Annotated in this window: 17 protein-coding genes; 7 read left to right on the top strand and 10 right to left on the bottom strand. The window is 71.4% G+C overall.

The genetic code is table 11. The features are described 5' to 3' along the window. The first annotated feature begins 7 nt into the window (after positions 1 to 7). Positions 8 to 1,294, top strand: coding sequence for a MinD/ParA family ATP-binding protein (locus BST11_RS00880; protein ID WP_372509618.1), 1,287 nt, complete (start codon positions 8 to 10; stop codon positions 1,292 to 1,294). Between the two features lie 41 nt (positions 1,295 to 1,335). Here the strand turns inward: BST11_RS00880 and BST11_RS26965 are convergent, their stop codons facing one another. After that, complete coding sequence (locus tag BST11_RS26965; protein WP_120313655.1) at positions 1,336 to 1,494, bottom strand: hypothetical protein; 159 nt, start codon at positions 1,492 to 1,494, stop codon at positions 1,336 to 1,338. Positions 1,495 to 1,540: 46 nt separating this feature from the next. On the opposite strand from BST11_RS26965, the gene BST11_RS00875 reads away from it, so the two are divergent. Then, positions 1,541 to 1,873 (top strand): DUF4229 domain-containing protein, encoded by a 333-nt coding sequence (locus BST11_RS00875; RefSeq protein WP_083136138.1) that lies wholly within the window; start codon positions 1,541 to 1,543, stop codon positions 1,871 to 1,873. A 14-nt stretch (positions 1,874 to 1,887) separates the two neighbouring features. On the opposite strand, the gene BST11_RS00870 is transcribed toward BST11_RS00875, so the two are convergent. Continuing rightward, on the bottom strand, positions 1,888 to 2,760 hold the full coding sequence (locus BST11_RS00870; RefSeq protein WP_083136137.1) for a 1,4-dihydroxy-2-naphthoate polyprenyltransferase: 873 nt from the start codon (positions 2,758 to 2,760) through the stop codon (positions 1,888 to 1,890). A 16-nt stretch (positions 2,761 to 2,776) separates the two neighbouring features. Between BST11_RS00870 and BST11_RS00865 the strand changes: the two genes are divergently transcribed. Beyond that, positions 2,777 to 3,580, top strand: a complete 804-nt coding sequence (locus BST11_RS00865; protein ID WP_083136136.1) for an S-methyl-5'-thioadenosine phosphorylase — start codon at positions 2,777 to 2,779, stop codon at positions 3,578 to 3,580. Positions 3,581 to 3,588: 8 nt separating this feature from the next. Further along, positions 3,589 to 4,635, top strand: a complete 1,047-nt coding sequence (locus tag BST11_RS00860) for an NAD-dependent epimerase/dehydratase family protein (RefSeq protein ID WP_083136135.1) — start codon at positions 3,589 to 3,591, stop codon at positions 4,633 to 4,635. On the opposite strand, the gene BST11_RS00855 is transcribed toward BST11_RS00860, so the two are convergent. Next, positions 4,632 to 6,122 (bottom strand): DUF7937 domain-containing protein, encoded by a 1,491-nt coding sequence (locus BST11_RS00855; protein ID WP_244897433.1) that lies wholly within the window; start codon positions 6,120 to 6,122, stop codon positions 4,632 to 4,634. The two genes, BST11_RS00860 and BST11_RS00855, sit on opposite strands and share 4 nt — an antisense overlap. 416 nt (positions 6,123 to 6,538) lie before the next feature. On the opposite strand from BST11_RS00855, the gene BST11_RS00850 reads away from it, so the two are divergent. Next, positions 6,539 to 8,266, top strand: coding sequence for a DUF7159 family protein (locus tag BST11_RS00850; RefSeq protein ID WP_083136133.1), 1,728 nt, complete (start codon positions 6,539 to 6,541; stop codon positions 8,264 to 8,266). 41 nt (positions 8,267 to 8,307) lie between these two features. On the opposite strand, the gene BST11_RS00845 is transcribed toward BST11_RS00850, so the two are convergent. Then, positions 8,308 to 9,945, bottom strand: a complete 1,638-nt coding sequence (locus BST11_RS00845) for a PPE family protein (protein ID WP_083136132.1) — start codon at positions 9,943 to 9,945, stop codon at positions 8,308 to 8,310. 235 nt (positions 9,946 to 10,180) lie between these two features. On the opposite strand from BST11_RS00845, the gene BST11_RS00840 reads away from it, so the two are divergent. Then, positions 10,181 to 10,837, top strand: coding sequence for a glycosyltransferase family 2 protein (locus BST11_RS00840; RefSeq protein WP_083136131.1), 657 nt, complete (start codon positions 10,181 to 10,183; stop codon positions 10,835 to 10,837). After that, positions 10,834 to 11,496: a TIGR04282 family arsenosugar biosynthesis glycosyltransferase gene (locus tag BST11_RS00835; protein ID WP_083136130.1), complete on the top strand. Its 663-nt coding sequence runs from the start codon at positions 10,834 to 10,836 to the stop codon at positions 11,494 to 11,496. Before BST11_RS00840 ends, BST11_RS00835 begins: the two co-directional genes overlap by 4 nt. A 90-nt stretch (positions 11,497 to 11,586) precedes the next feature. Here BST11_RS00835 and BST11_RS00830 read toward each other — a convergent pair whose 3' ends face one another. The 6 genes from BST11_RS00830 to BST11_RS00805 form a co-directional block, all read right to left on the bottom strand. Next, positions 11,587 to 12,939, bottom strand: a complete 1,353-nt coding sequence (locus BST11_RS00830) for a hypothetical protein (RefSeq protein WP_083136226.1) — start codon at positions 12,937 to 12,939, stop codon at positions 11,587 to 11,589. A gap of 11 nt (positions 12,940 to 12,950) precedes the next feature. Further along, positions 12,951 to 14,021, bottom strand: a complete 1,071-nt coding sequence (gene menE / locus BST11_RS00825) for an o-succinylbenzoate--CoA ligase (RefSeq protein ID WP_244897431.1) — start codon at positions 14,019 to 14,021, stop codon at positions 12,951 to 12,953. A 68-nt stretch (positions 14,022 to 14,089) separates the two neighbouring features. Then, entirely contained in the window at positions 14,090 to 14,392 is a 303-nt protein-coding gene (locus tag BST11_RS00820; protein WP_083136128.1) for a DUF3349 domain-containing protein, read from the bottom strand. A 41-nt stretch (positions 14,393 to 14,433) separates the two neighbouring features. After that, on the bottom strand, positions 14,434 to 14,733 hold the full coding sequence (locus tag BST11_RS00815) for a hypothetical protein (RefSeq protein ID WP_083136127.1): 300 nt from the start codon (positions 14,731 to 14,733) through the stop codon (positions 14,434 to 14,436). Beyond that, positions 14,730 to 15,980 carry an inorganic phosphate transporter gene (locus BST11_RS00810; protein ID WP_083136126.1) on the bottom strand — a complete coding sequence of 417 codons (1,251 nt, stop codon included), beginning with the start codon at positions 15,978 to 15,980 and terminating at the stop codon, positions 14,730 to 14,732. Before BST11_RS00810 ends, BST11_RS00815 begins: the two co-directional genes overlap by 4 nt. A gap of 98 nt (positions 15,981 to 16,078) precedes the next feature. Then, positions 16,079 to 16,483, bottom strand: a complete 405-nt coding sequence (locus BST11_RS00805; RefSeq protein ID WP_068213679.1) for a VOC family protein — start codon at positions 16,481 to 16,483, stop codon at positions 16,079 to 16,081. Between the last annotated feature and the right edge of the window lie 9 nt (positions 16,484 to 16,492).

Below are 16,492 nucleotides of genomic sequence, written 5' to 3'. Positions count from 1 at the left end.
GATGCAGGTGTCCGACCATCCAACGACGGGCGTGGGGACGCCCGAACCGCCGACCACACAGATGGCCCCGCAGCAGCCCGCCGAACCGACGGCCGACGGCGGCGAGGCGCCGACCCGCGCGTTCGCCGGATTCCGCACCGAGCGCCGGGTGCCCGCACCCGAGCGGCGCAAGGCCGCGGCGCCCACCGCGCCGGGCGGGGTGCCCACCGGGATGCCGCCGTGGGAGTCCACGCCGGCGACCGGCATCGCCCGCGTCGACCCGACCGCGTTCGGGGCCTACTACAACGGCCCCGCCGAGGCGCCGCCCGCAGAGGCCCCGCCCGCCCCGTACCACCGCGAGTCCCTGCCGCACACCCCGTACCCGGAACTGTCGACCGGCATGTTGTTGCGCCCGGTCAAGCCGCCGCCATCGGAGGGCTGGCGCAAGCTGGTCTACCAGCTGTCGGGTCGCCTGATCAACCTGGGCGAGAGCCCCCGGGCCGCGCGCCACAACAACCTGGTGGCCCAGGTCAACCGGCCGTTGCGGGGTTGCTACCGGATCGCGCTGCTGTCGCTGAAGGGTGGCGTCGGCAAGACCACGATCACCGCGACGCTCGGGTCGACCTTCGCCGCCATCCGCGGCGACCGGGTGGTCGCGGTGGACGCCAACCCCGACCGCGGCACGCTGAGCCAGAAGATCCCGCTGGAGACCGCGGCGACCGTGCGTCAGCTGCTGCACGACGCGGGAACCATCGAGCGCTACAGCGACGTCCGCCGCTACACGTCGAAGGGTCCGAGCGGCCTGGAGGTGCTGGCGTCGGAGACCGACCCGGCCGTGACCGAGGCGTTCGGCGCCGACGACTACGGCCGCGTCCTGAACATCCTGGAGCGGTTCTACGGCCTGGTGCTCACCGACTGCGGGCCCGGGCTGCTGCACTCGGCGATGTCGTCGGTGCTGGAGAAGGCCGACGTGTTGCTCGTCGTCGCGTCGGGATCCATCGACGGTGCGCGCAGCGCCTCGGCCACGCTGGACTGGCTGGACGCGCACGGGCACGAAGCGCTGGTCCGCAACTCCATCGCCGTCATCAACGGCGTGCGGCCGCGCCCCGGCAAGGTCGACATGAACAAGGTGATCGATCACTTCTCGCGCCGCTGCCGCGCCGTGCGGCTGATCCCGTTCGACCCGCACCTGGAGGAGGGCGCCGAGATCAGCCTGGACCAGTTGCGGCGGGGAACCCGGGAGGCGCTCGCCGAACTGGCTGCTGCCGTGGCCGACGGGTTTCCCGGCGATCAGCGCAATCCCGGCCTGGCCTGACGCGGACCCGACGAGCGTTCGCCGACGGAAGCTAACGGGACCTAAAGCGAATTGTCCCCGTGGCCTAACCGCCGCAAGAACTCTGGATCGTCGTCGGGACCGATGACGCGCGTCTTCGGCCGGTGGGTCTGTGACCGCGCCGCGCGCCAGCCAACGTAGATCAGCGTCCCCAGGATCAGGACGAGCAGCAGGTAGAGCACTCAACACCTCCTTCGAGCGAATATACCTGCGCCGTAGGCTCGGGGTGTGTCCGAAGCTCCCGACCACAACGGCGCCCGCGGCCGTGCCGTCATCGACGTCCTGCTCTACACGGCGGCGCGCTTGGGTCTGGTGGTCGTTCTCAGCGGCACGATCTACGGGGTCGCGCTGCTGCTCGGGGTCGGCCAGTTCCCCGTCGTTGTCGCGGTGTTGTTCGCGTTGATCATCGCGATGCCCTTGGGCATGTGGCTGTTCGGGCCGCTGCGCCGGCGCGCGACCGCCTCGCTGGCGGTGGCCGGCGAGCGCCGCCGCCGGGAGCGCGAGCAGTTACAGGCGCGGCTGCGCGGGGAGGCGCCGCCCGACGGGGGCGACGCGGGCTGACATCGCGGGCGCGACTAGCCCGCGAGCGCCAGCGCGGCCGCCACCGCGACCGCCCACAGCACCATCGCCAGCCCGGTGTCGCGCAGCACCGGGATCAGTTCGGGCCCGCCGCGGCCGGAACGCACCGGGGCCGCCGCGCGCAGCGCCAGCGGCGCGGCGACCAATCCCGCCGCGCACCACGGCGTCGCCGCCATCAGCGCCAGGGTCAGCGCCACGGCCGCGGCCAGCAGCCCCTGGTACAGCAGCCGGGTGCGGGCATCACCGAGCCGCACGGCCAGGGTGACCTTCCGCGACCGGGTGTCGGTGGGGATGTCCCGAAGGTTGTTGGCCACCAGCACCGACGACGACAGCGCGCCCACCGCCGCCGCCAACACCAGCCCGACCCAATCCACCCGCAACGCCTGGGTGTACTGGGTGCCCAGCACCGCGACCAGGCCGAAGAACACGAACACCGCGACCTCGCCAAAACCGGCGTAGCCGTACGGTTTTGACCCGCCCGTGTACAGCCACGCCCCGGCGATGCAGGCCGCGCCGACCGCGATCAGCCACGGCGCGCTCAGCAGCGACAGCGCCAGCCCGGCCACCGCGCCCACCGACAGGCTCGTCACCGCCGCGGCCAACACCGAACGCGGGCTGGCCAACCGCGAGCCCACCAGCCGCACCGGCCCGGCGCGGTCGTCGTCGGTGCCGCGGATGCCGTCGGAGTAGTCGTTGGCGTAGTTGACGCCGACGACGAACGCCACCGCGACGGCCAGCGCCAGCAGCGCCTTCCACCACACCGCGGAGTGCAGCCACGCCGCGGCGCCGGTGCCCGCGATGACCGGCGCCACCGCGTTGGGCAGCGTCCGGGGCCGGGCGCCGGAGACCCACTGCGCGAAACTGGCCACCAGGGCATCCTGCCCTATGCACCACAATGGTCGGATGCTCGGAGTCATCGGCGGCAGCGGCTTCTACACGTTCTTCGAGTCCGGCACCCGCGACGTCGACGTCGACACCCCCTACGGCCGGCCCAGCGCCCCCGTCACCCTGGGCACCGTCGGCGGCCGCGAGGTCGCCTTCCTGCCGCGTCACGGCGCGACGCACGAGTTCTCGGCGCACACCGTGCCGTACCGGGCCAACATGTGGGCGCTGCGCAAGCTCGGCGTGCGGCGGGTGTTCGGCCCCTGCGCCGCGGGCAGCCTGGACCCTGCCAACGGCCCGGGCGCGGTCGTGGTGCCCGACCAGCTGGTGGACCGCACCAGCGGCCGCGCCGACACCTACTTCGACTCCGGCGCCGTGCACGTCGACTTCGCCGATCCGTACTGCCCGACGCTGCGGGCCTCGATCAAGGGAGTCACTGGCCTGCCCGACGTCGTCGACGGCGGCACGATGGTGGTGATCCAGGGGCCGCGCTTTTCCACCCGGGCGGAGAGCCGCTGGTTCGCCGCGGCGGGGTTCGGCCTGGTCAACATGACCGGATACCCGGAGGCTGTGCTGGCGCGTGAACTCGAAATATGTTACGCGGCAATAGCTTTGGTGACCGACCTGGATGCCGGCGTCACGGCCGGAGAGGGTGTGAAGGCCGTCGACGTGTTCGCCCAATTCCAACGGAACATGGGGCCGTTCAAAGAGCTGGTGCGCGCGGCGATCGGGCGGGTCACCGACGAGCGCACGTGCACGCACTGCCGGCCGCACACCGGCGTCACGCTGCCGGTGAATTTGCCGTAAGGGGTGCCATGAGGGTTCTGCTGACCGGGGCCGCCGGATTCATCGGGTCGCGGGTGGACGCCGCGCTGCGGGCGGCGGGCCACGAGGTGGTCGGTGTCGACGCGTTGCTGCCCGCCGCGCACGGCCCGGATGCGGTGCTGCCGCCGGGATGTCGCCGGGTCGACGTCCGCGACGGCGCTGCGCTGGCCCCGCTGCTGGACGGAGTGGACGTCGTCTGCCATCAGGCGGCGATGGTGGGTGCGGGCGTCGACGCCTCCGACGCGCCCGCCTACGGCGGCCACAACGACTTCGCGACCACCGTGCTGCTGGCCGAGATGTTCGCCGCCGGGGTGCGCCGGCTGCTGCTGGCGTCCTCGATGGTGGTCTACGGGCAGGGCCACTACGCATGCCCCGAACACGGGCTTGTCGATCCGCCGCCGCGGCGGCGCGCCGACCTCGACGCCGGGATATTCGAAAACCGTTGTCCGGCATGTGGGCTCGCCGTGGCCTGGCGGTTGGTCGACGAGGACGCCCCACTGCGGCCGCGCAGCCTGTACGCGGCCAGCAAGACCGCGCAGGAGCATTACGCGCTGGCGTGGGCGGAGGCGACGGGTGGCTCGGTGATGGCGCTGCGTTACCACAACGTCTACGGGCCCGGGATGCCGCGCGACACACCGTATTCCGGGGTGGCGGCGATCTTCCGTTCATCGCTGGAAAAGGGCGAATCGCCAAGGGTTTTCGAGGACGGCGGTCAGATGCGTGACTTTGTCCACGTCGACGACGTGGCCGCCGCCAACCTCGCGGCTGTTTCGGCGGCGACTGAGCGCCCCGACCTGGAGGGTTTCACCGCGGTCAACGTCTGTTCCGGGCGCCCGATCTCGATCCTGGAGGTGGCCACCGCGCTGTGCGACGCGCGGGACGGTTCGGTCGCCCCGGTGATCACGGGCCAGTATCGCAGCGGGGACGTACGTCACATCGTCGCCGACCCCACCCGCGCGGCCGCGACGCTGGGATTCCGGGCATCCGTCGACCCCCGCGAAGGTCTGCGCGAATTCGCCTTCGCCGCTTTACGCTAACTCGGCGGCCGGAAGATCCGGGGCTTCTGCGGGGGGATCCGCCGCGTGGCGGAGTCGTCACCGCGGAAGATGCGCGGCGCACCGGCCGGCTGGGGCGACGCGCCGGTCGGGATGCGCGTCGTCGGGGCGGCCGCCGATGCGGCGCGCCGGCGCGCGGCGAGGCGCTGCCGGCGTCGGCGCCGTCGACCGCTGAGGTGTCCGGTGACGACCGCCGCCGCGAGGATGCACAGGGCCAGCACGCACAGCGCGACGTCGAAGGTGCTGGTGATCTGTTGCGCAAGGTTGTTGCCGTACACCGGGTTCGGCGGAGGCGCGTTGGGTGACTCCGCGAACCGCGGCGCCAGCGCGACTCCCACGACGACGCGCGAAATGGCCAGCGTGGCCACGAGCCCGCACAGCGACGAGATCAGCCGCGCGGAGACGGCGTCGTTGCCGAGGTTGATGCGCAACCAGATCGCGAGCACCGCGGTCGCCAGATCGAACGCGGCCAGCACCAGGGTGTCGTAGCGCGAGAACGGGTAGTTCAGGCTCACGGCGACGGCGAGATCGGTGAACCGCATGAGCATCGACCCCAGGCCCCAAACGATGATGAGCAGCAACCCATTTCGGGCCGCCGCGCGCCAGGCGTTCTCCTCGGTGGCCGAGGAGTCGCGGCGGGCCAGCAGCGTCCGGGGTGCGAAGATCGCCGCGGCCGCCGCCCACGCGAGGTAGCCCTCGAAGCCGACGCCGGCCGTCGACGTATTCTGCGCGATGCCGTGGAACGCGTCGATGTCGCGTCCGACGGGAAGGATCCACACAAGGACCCCGGCCACCAACGTGGACACGCCGAGGGCCGCGGTCGCCAGCCGCGACGCCCGGGTGGCGCGCGACAGCCAGCGCGACGCGACCAGGACGGTGACCAGCGCCACCACCCCGTAGACCACCGCCGTCACGATGACGGCGATGTTCTGCTTGCCGAAGTCGGAGGAACCGTTGGCACCGTGCAGCGCGTAGCGCACCCGCCAGTACAGGTTGAACACGAAGCTCAGCGCCGCACCCGCCATCGACGCGTAGCCGATGATCCGGACGGGCCGGGCGCTGTCGTCGCCGGCGGGGCCGGTGATCACCGGGTGCGCGCTCAACAGGGCGCCGGCGATGCCCAGCCACGCCCCCGGCCCGACGCCGCCGGGCACGTTGACGGTGCCGCCGAACCGGACGGTCTCCACGACGTCGAACACGACGAAGCCGAGGACCAGCAGCCCGTAGGGGACGTTGAGCGCCAGGCGCAGCCGCCCGGCCAGCGCAGGATCGAACCGCGCGCTCGACGACCGCCAGGACCCGGCCACGGCGATCGAGGCGAGCGACAGCAACGTCACCGCGAACAGCAGCGCCAGCACGACCATGTTGCTGCGCGGGATCCCGAGACCGAAATACAGGTTCCACGGCAACAGCAGCGCCACCACGAGCAGGGTGGCCGCGATCAGGTCGCCGGCGACGTTCCACCGCAGGCTGGGCGCCTGCGCACCGCCGGGCGCGGGCCGGTTGCCGGCGGGGGGCGCGGCCGGCGTCCGCCCGCGGATGGGGCCCGTAGGGGCGTCGTCGCTGGTCTGACTCACGGTTCCCCCCGGACATCGAGGACGGCCATCGGTGGCGCAACTTTGGCCACGAGGCTGGGGAACCCCCTGCCGCGCCGACTTCGTTGCTTACTTGAAAACATAATCTCCGTTCGGGCGACGCGGCAGTGCGGAGGACGTGCGGTTCCGCGGTCGATCTGGCGCGGTTTGCCAGGCCGGTTACGCTGCGCTCACGGGCTGACACCGGAAACCACGGGAACCGCGGGAAACATGGTCGCCCCGACGGTATCGCAGTGTAATGATGCCGGAACATGCTGGTTGTGGGGTAGCCAGGCCGAAGGAGAGCCCGGATGGACGTCGTTTTGGGGGTCGCGGTCGCGGGTCCCGTTGCCCGATTGGCGCTCGTCGGATCGGGCGCGGACGTGATCGACCAGTCCGCCGTCGAACTGGGCGGCAACCCGATCGGCACCCTGACCGAGACCGTGGTCGGGACCAACCGGCTGCTGGCCGACGAGAACCATCGGCTCGTCGCCACCCGGCTCTGCTGGCCCGACGCCCAGAAGGCCGACCAACTCCGCCGGGCGCTGGAGGATTCCGGCGTGCACAACGTGGCGGTGCTCTCGGAGTCGGCGGCGGTGACGGCGCTGATGCGCGCGGCGGGTCGGACCGGCGGTGTCCTGGTGGTCGACGACGAGACGGCGACGCTGTCGGTGGTCGGTTCGGCGGGCGACGACGCGGCGCCGACGATGCTGGCCCAACAGCCCCTCGCGGGCGGTTCGGAACCCGAAGCCACCGCCGCGTTGGACACGATGATGGCCCGGTTGGGCGACCAGCCCGGCGCCCCGCAGGACGTGTATCTCGTTGGCGCGTCGTCGAACCTGGGCAGGGTCGCAGACCAGCTTCGCGACGCGTCGACCATGCGGGTGGAGATTCCCGACGACCCGACCTTTGCGCTGGCGCGCGGCGCGGCGCTGGCCGCCGCGGCCACCGCGGCGCTCGGGGCCGCGGCCGGGGACGCGACCGCGATGGCGCCGGCGCTCACCGGCGACGCGACGGCGATGGCCCCGGCGGCGCGCCGCACCGGGGACGAGACCGCGTTCGCCCCCGCGCCCGATCCCGCCGGTGCCGAACAGCAGCTGGCTTACTCGATGGCGGACGAGGGCGAGCCCTTCGGTGCGGACGAATTCGGTTCGGAATACGGTGAATACGATCTTGACGAGGACGTCGCCGCGACCACCCGGATGCCGCTGAGCCGACGGTCCCTGGTGCTCGGCAACGCCGTGATCGCCTTCGCCGTCATCGGATTCGCGTCGCTGGCGGCGGCGGTGGCCATCGCCGTGCGGCCGACCGCCAGCGCGCAGCCTGTGGTCGGCCATCAGAACGCCGCCCCCGGCAAGTTCATGCCGCTGCTGCCGACGCAGCAGCAGGCGCCGGTGCCGCCGCCGCCGCCCGAGGCGCCCTACGCCGGGTTCCAGGGCGGCGTCATCCCGGCCACGGGCGGGGGCGGGATCCCGCCGGTCGCCCCCGCGCCGGTCGGGCCGGAGACACCGGGAACGCCCGGCTTCGTGCCCAACCCGAACCCGGGCGTGCCGATCCCGGTGCCGATCATCGTTCCGTTCCCGGGCTGGCACCCGCCGTACCAGCCGCCGTATACGCCGCCCACGGCGCCGCCGACGCCGTCGACGCCTACGGTGACCACGCCAACGACGACACCGCCCACGCCGACCACGACCCCGCCGACCACGACGCAGGCGCCGACCACGACCCAGGCGCCGACCACGACCCAGGCGCCGACCACCACGCAGGCGCCGACCACCACGGAGGCGCCGGTGACGACGACGCAGGCGCCGGTGACGACGACGCAGGCGCCGATCACCACGCAGGCGCCGGTGACCACGCAGGCGCCGGTGACCACGCAGGCGCCGGTGACCACGCAGGCGCCGGTGACCACGCAGGCGCCGAAGCCGACCCAGCAGACGGTGGCGCCGAAGCCGCCCACGCAGCAGCAGACGGTGGCCCCCAAGCCGGCGCAGCCCACGCAACAGGCCCCGAAGCCGGGGCACCTGCCGGGATTCTGATCCGCGTTGTCAGCGGTACGACGCGTTGAACGGGTCGGCTATTACCGCGGGGCCACCAGTTGCTCGATGCTGAACACGCCCGAGATGAAGCTCCCGGTGTTCAACAAGCCGGAGACGCTGCCGCTGCTGCCGGGGCCAAAGATGGTGCCGGGAACGCCGGTGTTGAAGAAGCCCGAGATGCTGCCGTTGATTGCGGTACCGCCGCCGGACTTGTTGAAGAAGCCCGAGACATTGCCGGCGTTGGGGCCGCTGGGCTGGTTGAAGAACCCCGAGTTGTTGAGGCCGGTGTTGCCGAAGCCCGAGTTGAGAGCTCCGGTATCGGTGGCCGACCCGAAGCCGGTGTTCGCGTTGCCCGAGTTCCACGCCCCCGTGTTTACGTTGCCCGAGTTGCCCCACCCGGTGTTCAGCGTGCCCCCGTTCCCGAAGCCCGTGTTCAAGCCGCCCGCGTTCCCGAAACCGGTGTTGAAGCTGCCCGCATTTCCCCAACCGGTGTCCAGCTGGCCCGCGTTCCCGAAGCCGAAGTCGCCCGGCCCCGCATTGCCCATGCCGATGTCGCCGATGCCCGAGTTTCCGATGCCGAAGCTGTTGAGGTGGCCCGGCATGAGGACGTTGGTGCCGGTGCTGAACAAGCCGACGTTGCCGACACCGGAGTTGAAGAACCCGATGTTGTTGGTGCCCGAGTTTCCGATGCCGATGTTGCCGCTGCCGGAGTTCAGCCCACCGAAGTTGAACTGACCGGTTGCGGTGTTGTAGTACGTGTTTCCGATGCCGATCTCGTTGTTGCCGGTCAGGCCGAACCCGATGTTGTTGTTGCCGGTGTTGCCCCCGCCGATGTTTGCGTTGCCGTTGTTGCCGCCGCCGTAATTTCCGTTGCCGAGGTTTCCCAGACCCCAGTTGCTGTTGCCCGAGTTACCCATGCCCACGTTGTTCCCGCCCGTGAGGCTGAGATTCCCGAAGCCGATGTTCCCCTTGCCGATGTTCCCGGAGCCGAAGTTGTTGCTGCCGTTGTTCCCGGAGCCGACGTTGTTGTCTCCGATGTTGCCGCCGCCGATGTTGCCGCCGCCGATGTTTCCGCTGCCGACGTTGGCGGCGCCGGTGTTGCCGTTGCCGATGTTGCCGGTGCCGCCCTTGTTGCCGACGCCGATGTTGGGCAGGTTCTGCAGCAGCTGCGCGAACGGGTTCAGCTGCGCGGCCGCCGAGACGGCGGCGGCCTGGTAGCCGGTCATCGCCGAGACGTCGGCGGCCCACATCTCTTCGTATTGGGCCTCGGCCTCGGCGATGGCCGGTCCGGCCAGGCCGAGGAAGTTCGAGCGCACCAGTTGCACGAACGCGTTGCGGTTGACTTCCACCGCCAGCGGGTGGACGGTCGCCCGCCGGGCGGCCTCGAACGCGCCGGCCACCACCTGGGCCTGCCCGGCCGCGCCCGCGGCCTGCGCCGACGCGGCGCTGAGCCACCCCGCATAGGGGGTGGCCGCGGCGGTCATCGCCGCCGAGGCCGGACCCTGCCAGGCCTGCCCCGCCAGCCCGGAAGTCACCGAGGCAAACGAGCCCGCCGCCGCCGCCAACTCGTCGGCCAAGCCGTTCCAGGCCGCCGCGGCCTGCAGCATCGGCGCAGATCCCGCACCGCTGAACATCAGCAACGAATTGATCTCCGGAGGGAGCATCGGGAAAGTGACCATGTCGACCTCCTACCCGTTCCTATCGGCGGTCGTCCAGGCCACCGGTGCGCGACGAGAAGCGGGTAATCCGAAAAAAATGCTACGACCGATTAAGCGCCGGGAAATGGCTTTTCGTTGCACACTGCAACGTTTGTAGCCAAATACTGTACACATGCGCCACATTCGTCCCTCATGTCCCGTTCAGAACTTTCGATGAGCGCCAAATCGCGTGGCTTTGCCCCTAATCTCGGTGGGCATGGCCGGAGATTCCGTCACGGTGGTGCTGCCGTGCCTCAACGAGGAAGAGTCGCTGCCGGCGGTGCTGGGGGCCGTCCCGGCCGGTTACCGATCGCTGGTGGTGGACAACAACAGCACCGATGACACCGCGTCCGTGGCGATCCGGCACGGCGCCCGGGTGGTCAGCGAACCGCGGCCCGGCTACGGGTCGGCGGTGCACGCCGGCGTGGTCGCCGCGACGACGCCGATCGTCGCGGTCATCGACGCCGACGGCTCGATGGACCCCGGCGACCTGCCCCGGCTGGTTGCCGCGCTCGACGACGGCGCCGATCTGGTGATCGGCCGCCGCCGACCGGTGCCCGGCCTGCACTGGCCGTGGGTGGCGCGGGTGGGCACCGTGGTGATGAGCTGGCGGCTGCGCACCCGCCACGGCCTGCCGGTGCACGACATCGCGCCGATGCGGGTCGCGCGCCGGGAGGCGCTGCTGAACCTCGGCGTGGCCGACCGCCGATCGGGCTACCCGCTGGAGCTGTTGGTCCGGGCGGCGGCGGCCGGCTGGCGGGTGGTCGAGCTCGACGTCAGCTACGGCCCCCGCACCGGCGGCAAGTCGAAGGTCAGCGGGTCGCTGCGGGGCAGCGTCACCGCCGTCCTGGACTTCTGGAAGGTCATTTCGTGAGCGTGTTGCCGGTGGGCCTGCTGGTGGTCGCCAAGGCGCCCGAGCCCGGCCGGGCCAAGACGCGGCTCGCGGCGGCGGTCGGCGACCGCGTGGCCGCCGACATCGCCGCCGCGGCGCTGCTGGACACGCTGGACGCGGTGGCCGCCGCGCCCGTGGCGGCGCGGGTGGTGGCCCTCACCGGCGACCTCGACGCGGCGGCGTCCGCCGCCGAGATCCGGGCGAGACTCGAGTCTTTCGCGGTGATCCCGCAGCGCGGCGAGGGGTTCGCCGACCGGCTCGCCAACGCCCACGCCGATGCGGCCGACGCGTATCCGGTGCTGCAGATCGGGATGGACACCCCGCAGGTCAGCGCCGAACTGCTGGCCGAGTGCGCGCGCCGGTTGCTGGACGCGCCGGCCATCCTCGGGTTGGCCCACGACGGCGGGTGGTGGGCGCTCGGGGTCGGATCGCCGGCGATGGCCGAATGCCTGCGCGCGGTGCCGATGTCTCAACCCGACACCGGGGCGCTTACGTTGAAGGCGTTGCGCGACAGCGGCGTTGACGTGGCATCCGTGCAAGCCCTGGCCGACGTCGACGTCGTCGACGACGTCGCGGCGGTGCGCGACGCGTGCGGGGCCGCCAGCCGCTTCGCACGGGTCACCCGCGCGGCCGGGCTGTGAATCCCGGGATCTGACGCCGGCGCGAGCGACCGCGCGGGTACGCACTTTGCGGCGTGTCACCGTACAGACACGGTCACTCGCGGTACTCGTCTACCAGTTGGTCACCATGACGGTGTTGACGAGCAGCGCCCCAGCGGCGTTGACCGCCAGCCACCAGCGATGTGAACGCACCGGCAGCAGGGCGGGCGCCGCGGTCAGCCAGACGGTGAACGGCAGCCAAATCCGTTCCACCTCGGCCTTGCTCAACATGCTCAAGTCGGCGCAGACGATTGCGCCCAGCATCGCCAGCAGCACCAGGTAGAAGCCGGAGCGGCGTCGGATGGCCGCCCGGTCGAAGACCCGGCCGATGCCGGCGACGCTGCCCAACCCGATCGCGCACGCCACGCAGGCCAGGTTGGCCCAGCTCCAGTACCCGAACGGCCGTTCCTTGGCGATGCCCTGCCAATACCGTTGCTGCACAAGGGCATAGCCATCGAACCAGTAGAACCCCGCGACGGCGAAGGCCACCGCCACCGACAGCGATGCCAACGCCGCCGGGCCGAGCGCGCGCAGGACCGCGCGCCAGTCGGAGGCCGAGACCAGCACCGCCAGTGCGGGCAGCCCCAGCAGGATCAGGCCGTAGCTGCAGAAAACGCTCCAGCCCAGCAGCAGGCCCGCCCCGGCCGCGATCGGCGCCGGGTAGCGAACGGGGCGGTGCACCGCCACGGCCAGCAGCGCCAGGCCCCACGCCGCCACACCCGCGAAATAGCCGTCGGCCGAGACCGCCACCCACACCGCCGTCGGTGCGACGGCGAGGAACGGTGCCGCGCGGCGCGCGGTCTGCTCGTCGGCGAGCGCGCGCACGGCGATCACCACGGCCGCGGCGGCGCTGGAGCCGGCCAGCAGGCACAGCAGGCCGGCCCAGGCGCCGCCGTGCAGCCCGATCCGGTCCAGCCACACGAACGTCAACAGCGCGCCCGGCGGATGTCCCGAGACGTGGGTGACCCACGAGTCGGGTTGGTAGTCGACGATCCGGCCCGCGAACCCACGCAGCGTGCCCGGGATGTCCGTGATGGTGGGAACCTGCGACAGGTACTCGTCGCGTGTGGTCAGCCGCCCGGCGAAACCGCGCTGCCAGCCGTCGATCATCGCCAGCGCAAACGCCCACCCGCAGGCGGTGGCCCAGGTGCCCAGCGCGAGCGTTCGCCACGAAAGACGTTGCGCGACAGTCGGACCCCACACCACCGCGGCCAAGGCAATCAGAATGGCCGGCCCCGTTCCCCAGCTGGCGTGGATCTCCCACGCCCCGAAGATCGGCGCGGCGCCGGCGTGCGTGGCGAACCGCTCGGGGCCGACGTCGAGCCGCGGCCTGACGCCCCAGTGCAGGCGCGGCAGCACGAACGCCGCCGCCACCAGCACGACCCCGACCGCGACGGCCGCCAGCTCCCGTCGCGCGATCTTCACGATCGACAAGCCTATTGTTCGAACCGGCGCGCCAGCGCCGCCCGGTCGAGCTTGCCGATGCCGCGGCGCGGCAGCGCGTCGACGACATGCAGCTCGCGCGGCGCGGCCGTGGCCTCCAAGGTGCTCGTCACATGGGCCCGTAGCGCTTCGACCGTCGGTGCTTCGCTGCCCTCGCGCACCACGATCGCGGCGGCCACCCGCTGGCCCAGCCGGTCGTCGGCGAGACCGAACACCGCGCAGTCGGCCACCGCGGGATGGGTGCACAGCGCGGCCTCGACCGGCTGCGGCAGCACCGTCAACCCGCCCGTGCTGATCGCGTCGTCGGCGCGGCCGAGCACGGTCAGCACGCCCGCCTCGCCGAGGGCGCCCAGGTCCTCGGTGCGGAACCAGCCGGGCTCGGCGAACGGGTCGGGGTCGACGGGGTTGCGGTAGCCCTTGGCCAGCGTCGCGCCGCCGATGAGGATGCGACCGCCGGCCGTCACCCGCAGCGCCACACCGTCCAGCGGGACACCGTCGTACACGCACCCGCCCGCGGTCTCGCTCATCCCGTAGGTGCGGACCACGGCGATGCCCGCCGCGGCGGCCGCGTCGAGGACCGGTCTCGGCGCCGGCCCGCCGCCGAGCAGCACCGCATCCAGGTCGGCCAGCGCGGCCGTGGCCGCGGGGTCGGTGAGCGCCTTGGCGAGCTGGGCGGCGACCAGCGACGTGTATCGCCGGCCGGACCCCAATCGCGTTGCCGCACCGGGCAATTCGGCGACGTCAAATCCCTTCGACACGTCGAGCTCGACGGGCGCGGTGCCGGCGAGCACGCTGCGCACCAGCACCTGAATACCTGCGATGTGGTGGGGCGGCAAGGCCAGGAGCCACGCGCCGGGGCCGCCGAGGCGACGGTGGGTGGCCGTCGCGCTGGCGGTCAGGGCGGCGGCGGTCAGCAGGGCGCCCTTGGGGGCACCGGTGGTTCCGGACGTCGGCGCCACCAGGGCCACGTCGTCGTCTACCGGTTCGCCCACTCGCAGGGCGCGCGACGCGCCGTCGTCACCCGGAGGCACCGCGACCAGCGCGGGTTCGCGGCCGTCCAGCACCCGCTCGAGGGCCGGCAGCAGCACGGGGACGGCGGAGCCTGCCGGGACGCTGAGCGCACGCAGGATGGCTATGGGCGCGCTCCGTCGTCGCGAGGCTCGTCAAGCGGCCAACCCTTGGCGGCCAACCGGGTCCGGACGCGCTCGACGTCGACCGGCGACGGCAGCTCGTCGGTGATCTGGGTGATCGCCACACCGATGTCGATGTCGTCGAAATCGCCGCGCTGCGTGAGTTCGTGGGCCACGGCCACGACCTCGTCGTTGCTCAGCCGGCGGGTCAGCAGGGCAAGCACCGCGAAGGTGTCGGTCGCCGGGATGCCGTCCGGATATCCCGCGCGCAACCACGAGACAACCGAACTGAGGAATCGGTTCACCTTGTATCTCTCCGCGCGAGGGGCCGTACGACCATTCGATCCTACTTAGGCTTGGCCCCTAAAAAGGCCTGGCCCAGCTGGTGCGCGACGAAGTCGCGGGAAATGTACAGCAGCGCGAGGACGATCACCGCGAGCACCAGCGCGTAGATCGCCCAGGCGATGACCAGCAGCACCGGGTTCTTCTGCGCAGGGCCGCCGTTGTTGCCGGTGTGTCCGCCGCCGACGGCGTGCAACCGCAGACCCAGCGCGAACAGGCCCGGCAACGCGCCGCCGACCAGCATGCTGAAGACCAGGATCTTCAGGGAGGCTTCGTAATTGAACCAGTCGCCGAAGTGGTTCACGATCGGTTCGCCGCGCTGACTGTCGGGCCGTTGGAGGCGGTTCGGGATGGCGCCGGGATCCTCACCGTGGGCCCGGGATGCGCCGGCGGTTCGGGCTTTTCGTCCGTCCCGCCGAGACCGGCGGTCAGGCTGCCCTCCCACTCGGCGTTGACGTTCTTGTGGTCGACCTTGACCTTGCGCGACCGGATGTAGATGGCCGCGGCCACCGCGACCAGCAGCCCGAATCCGATGATCGCGCCGAGGTATCCGCCGATGAAGTGCACGATCCAGTACGTGATCGCCCCGACCGAACCGGCCAACGGGAGCGTCACCAGCCACGCGACCGCCATCCGGCCGGCCACGCCCCAGCGCACCTCGCCGCCCGGCTTGCCCAGGCCGCTGCCCAGCACGGACCCGGTGCACACCTGCGTCGTGGAAAGCGCGTAGCCGAAATGGGCGGACAGCAAAATGACAGCGGCCGAGGACGATTCGGCGGCCATGCCCTGCGGCGACCTGATCTCGACCAGCCCCTTGCCCAGCGTGCGGATGATCCGCCAACCGCCCAGGTAGGTTCCCGACGCCATGGCCAGGGCGCAGCAGACGATGACCCAGAGCGGCGGCGTGGCGGCGGTGTGGCTGACCGCGCCGTAGGACATCAGCGCCAGGAAGATGACGCCCATCGTCTTCTGCGCGTCGTTGGTGCCGTGGGCCAGCGAAACCAGTGACGCCGAGCCCCACTGGCCGTAGCGGAACCCGGCCTCGGTGTGCTTGGCCGACACACCGCGGGTGATCCGGTAGACCAGCCAGGTCGCCATCGCCCCGACCGCGATGGCGAGGATCGCCGAGACGACCGCCGGGATGATCGCCTTGGACACCACGCCCTTCCAGATGACGCCGTGCCCGCCCACGGCGGCGATCGTGGCGCCGACGATGCCGCCGATCAGCGCGTGCGACGAGCTCGACGGGATGCCGAGGAACCACGTCAGCAGGTTCCAGACGATGCCGCCGACCAGGCCGGCGAACACCAGGTCGAGCGTCACGATATGGCCGTCGATCAGACCTTTGGCGATGGTGGCCGCGACCGCGGTGGACATGAACGCGCCCACCAGATTGAGCACCGCCGACAGGGCGACGGCCGCCTTCGGCGCCAGCGCGCCGCTGGCGATGGACGTCGCCATCGCGTTGCCGGTGTCATGGAAGCCGTTTGTGAAATCGAAAGCGAGCGCCGTGATTACGACAACGATCAAGAGGAACAAATCGATGTTCACAAGGCCCGATTCTCGTAGTCGGAGGATTCAATTGTCGAACGGACAGGCGGCGGAGACGCAGGTGTACCTTGACTTGTCGTTTGATGTTAGCTCGTAGTTCACCGGATGTTCCCTTGGTCGCCGCGGGTGTCGCGGCGCAGGGGATGATCGCCGGGAACCTCGACGAAAATCAGCGTGATCCCGTCCGGATCCGTGACGTGCATCTCACGCAACCCCCACGATTCGCGGCGCGCTTCGCGGGCGATCGACACCCCCCGGCCGCGCAACTCGGCCTGGGTCGCCTCGATGTCGCGGACCTGAAGCCACAGCGCACCGGGAAAGGGTCCCCGCGAATGGTCCGGGGAGCCGTAACCGGCCAGCTCCAGCAAAGACTGCCCCGCGAAGAACACCGTGCCGGCGCCGTACTCGCGGGCTATCGCCAGCCCGATCTCGTCGCGGTAGAAGCTCAGCGACCGCTGATAGTCCGCCGGCCGGAGCAGCATCCGGCTGGCCAGGATCTCCATAGCTCGTGT

This window comes from Mycobacterium alsense (genome assembly GCF_002086635.1).
GTDB lineage: Bacteria > Actinomycetota > Actinomycetes > Mycobacteriales > Mycobacteriaceae > Mycobacterium > Mycobacterium alsense.
Note: the sequence above shows the minus strand (reverse complement) of the source record. Positions and strands in the feature narration are given on the sequence as shown.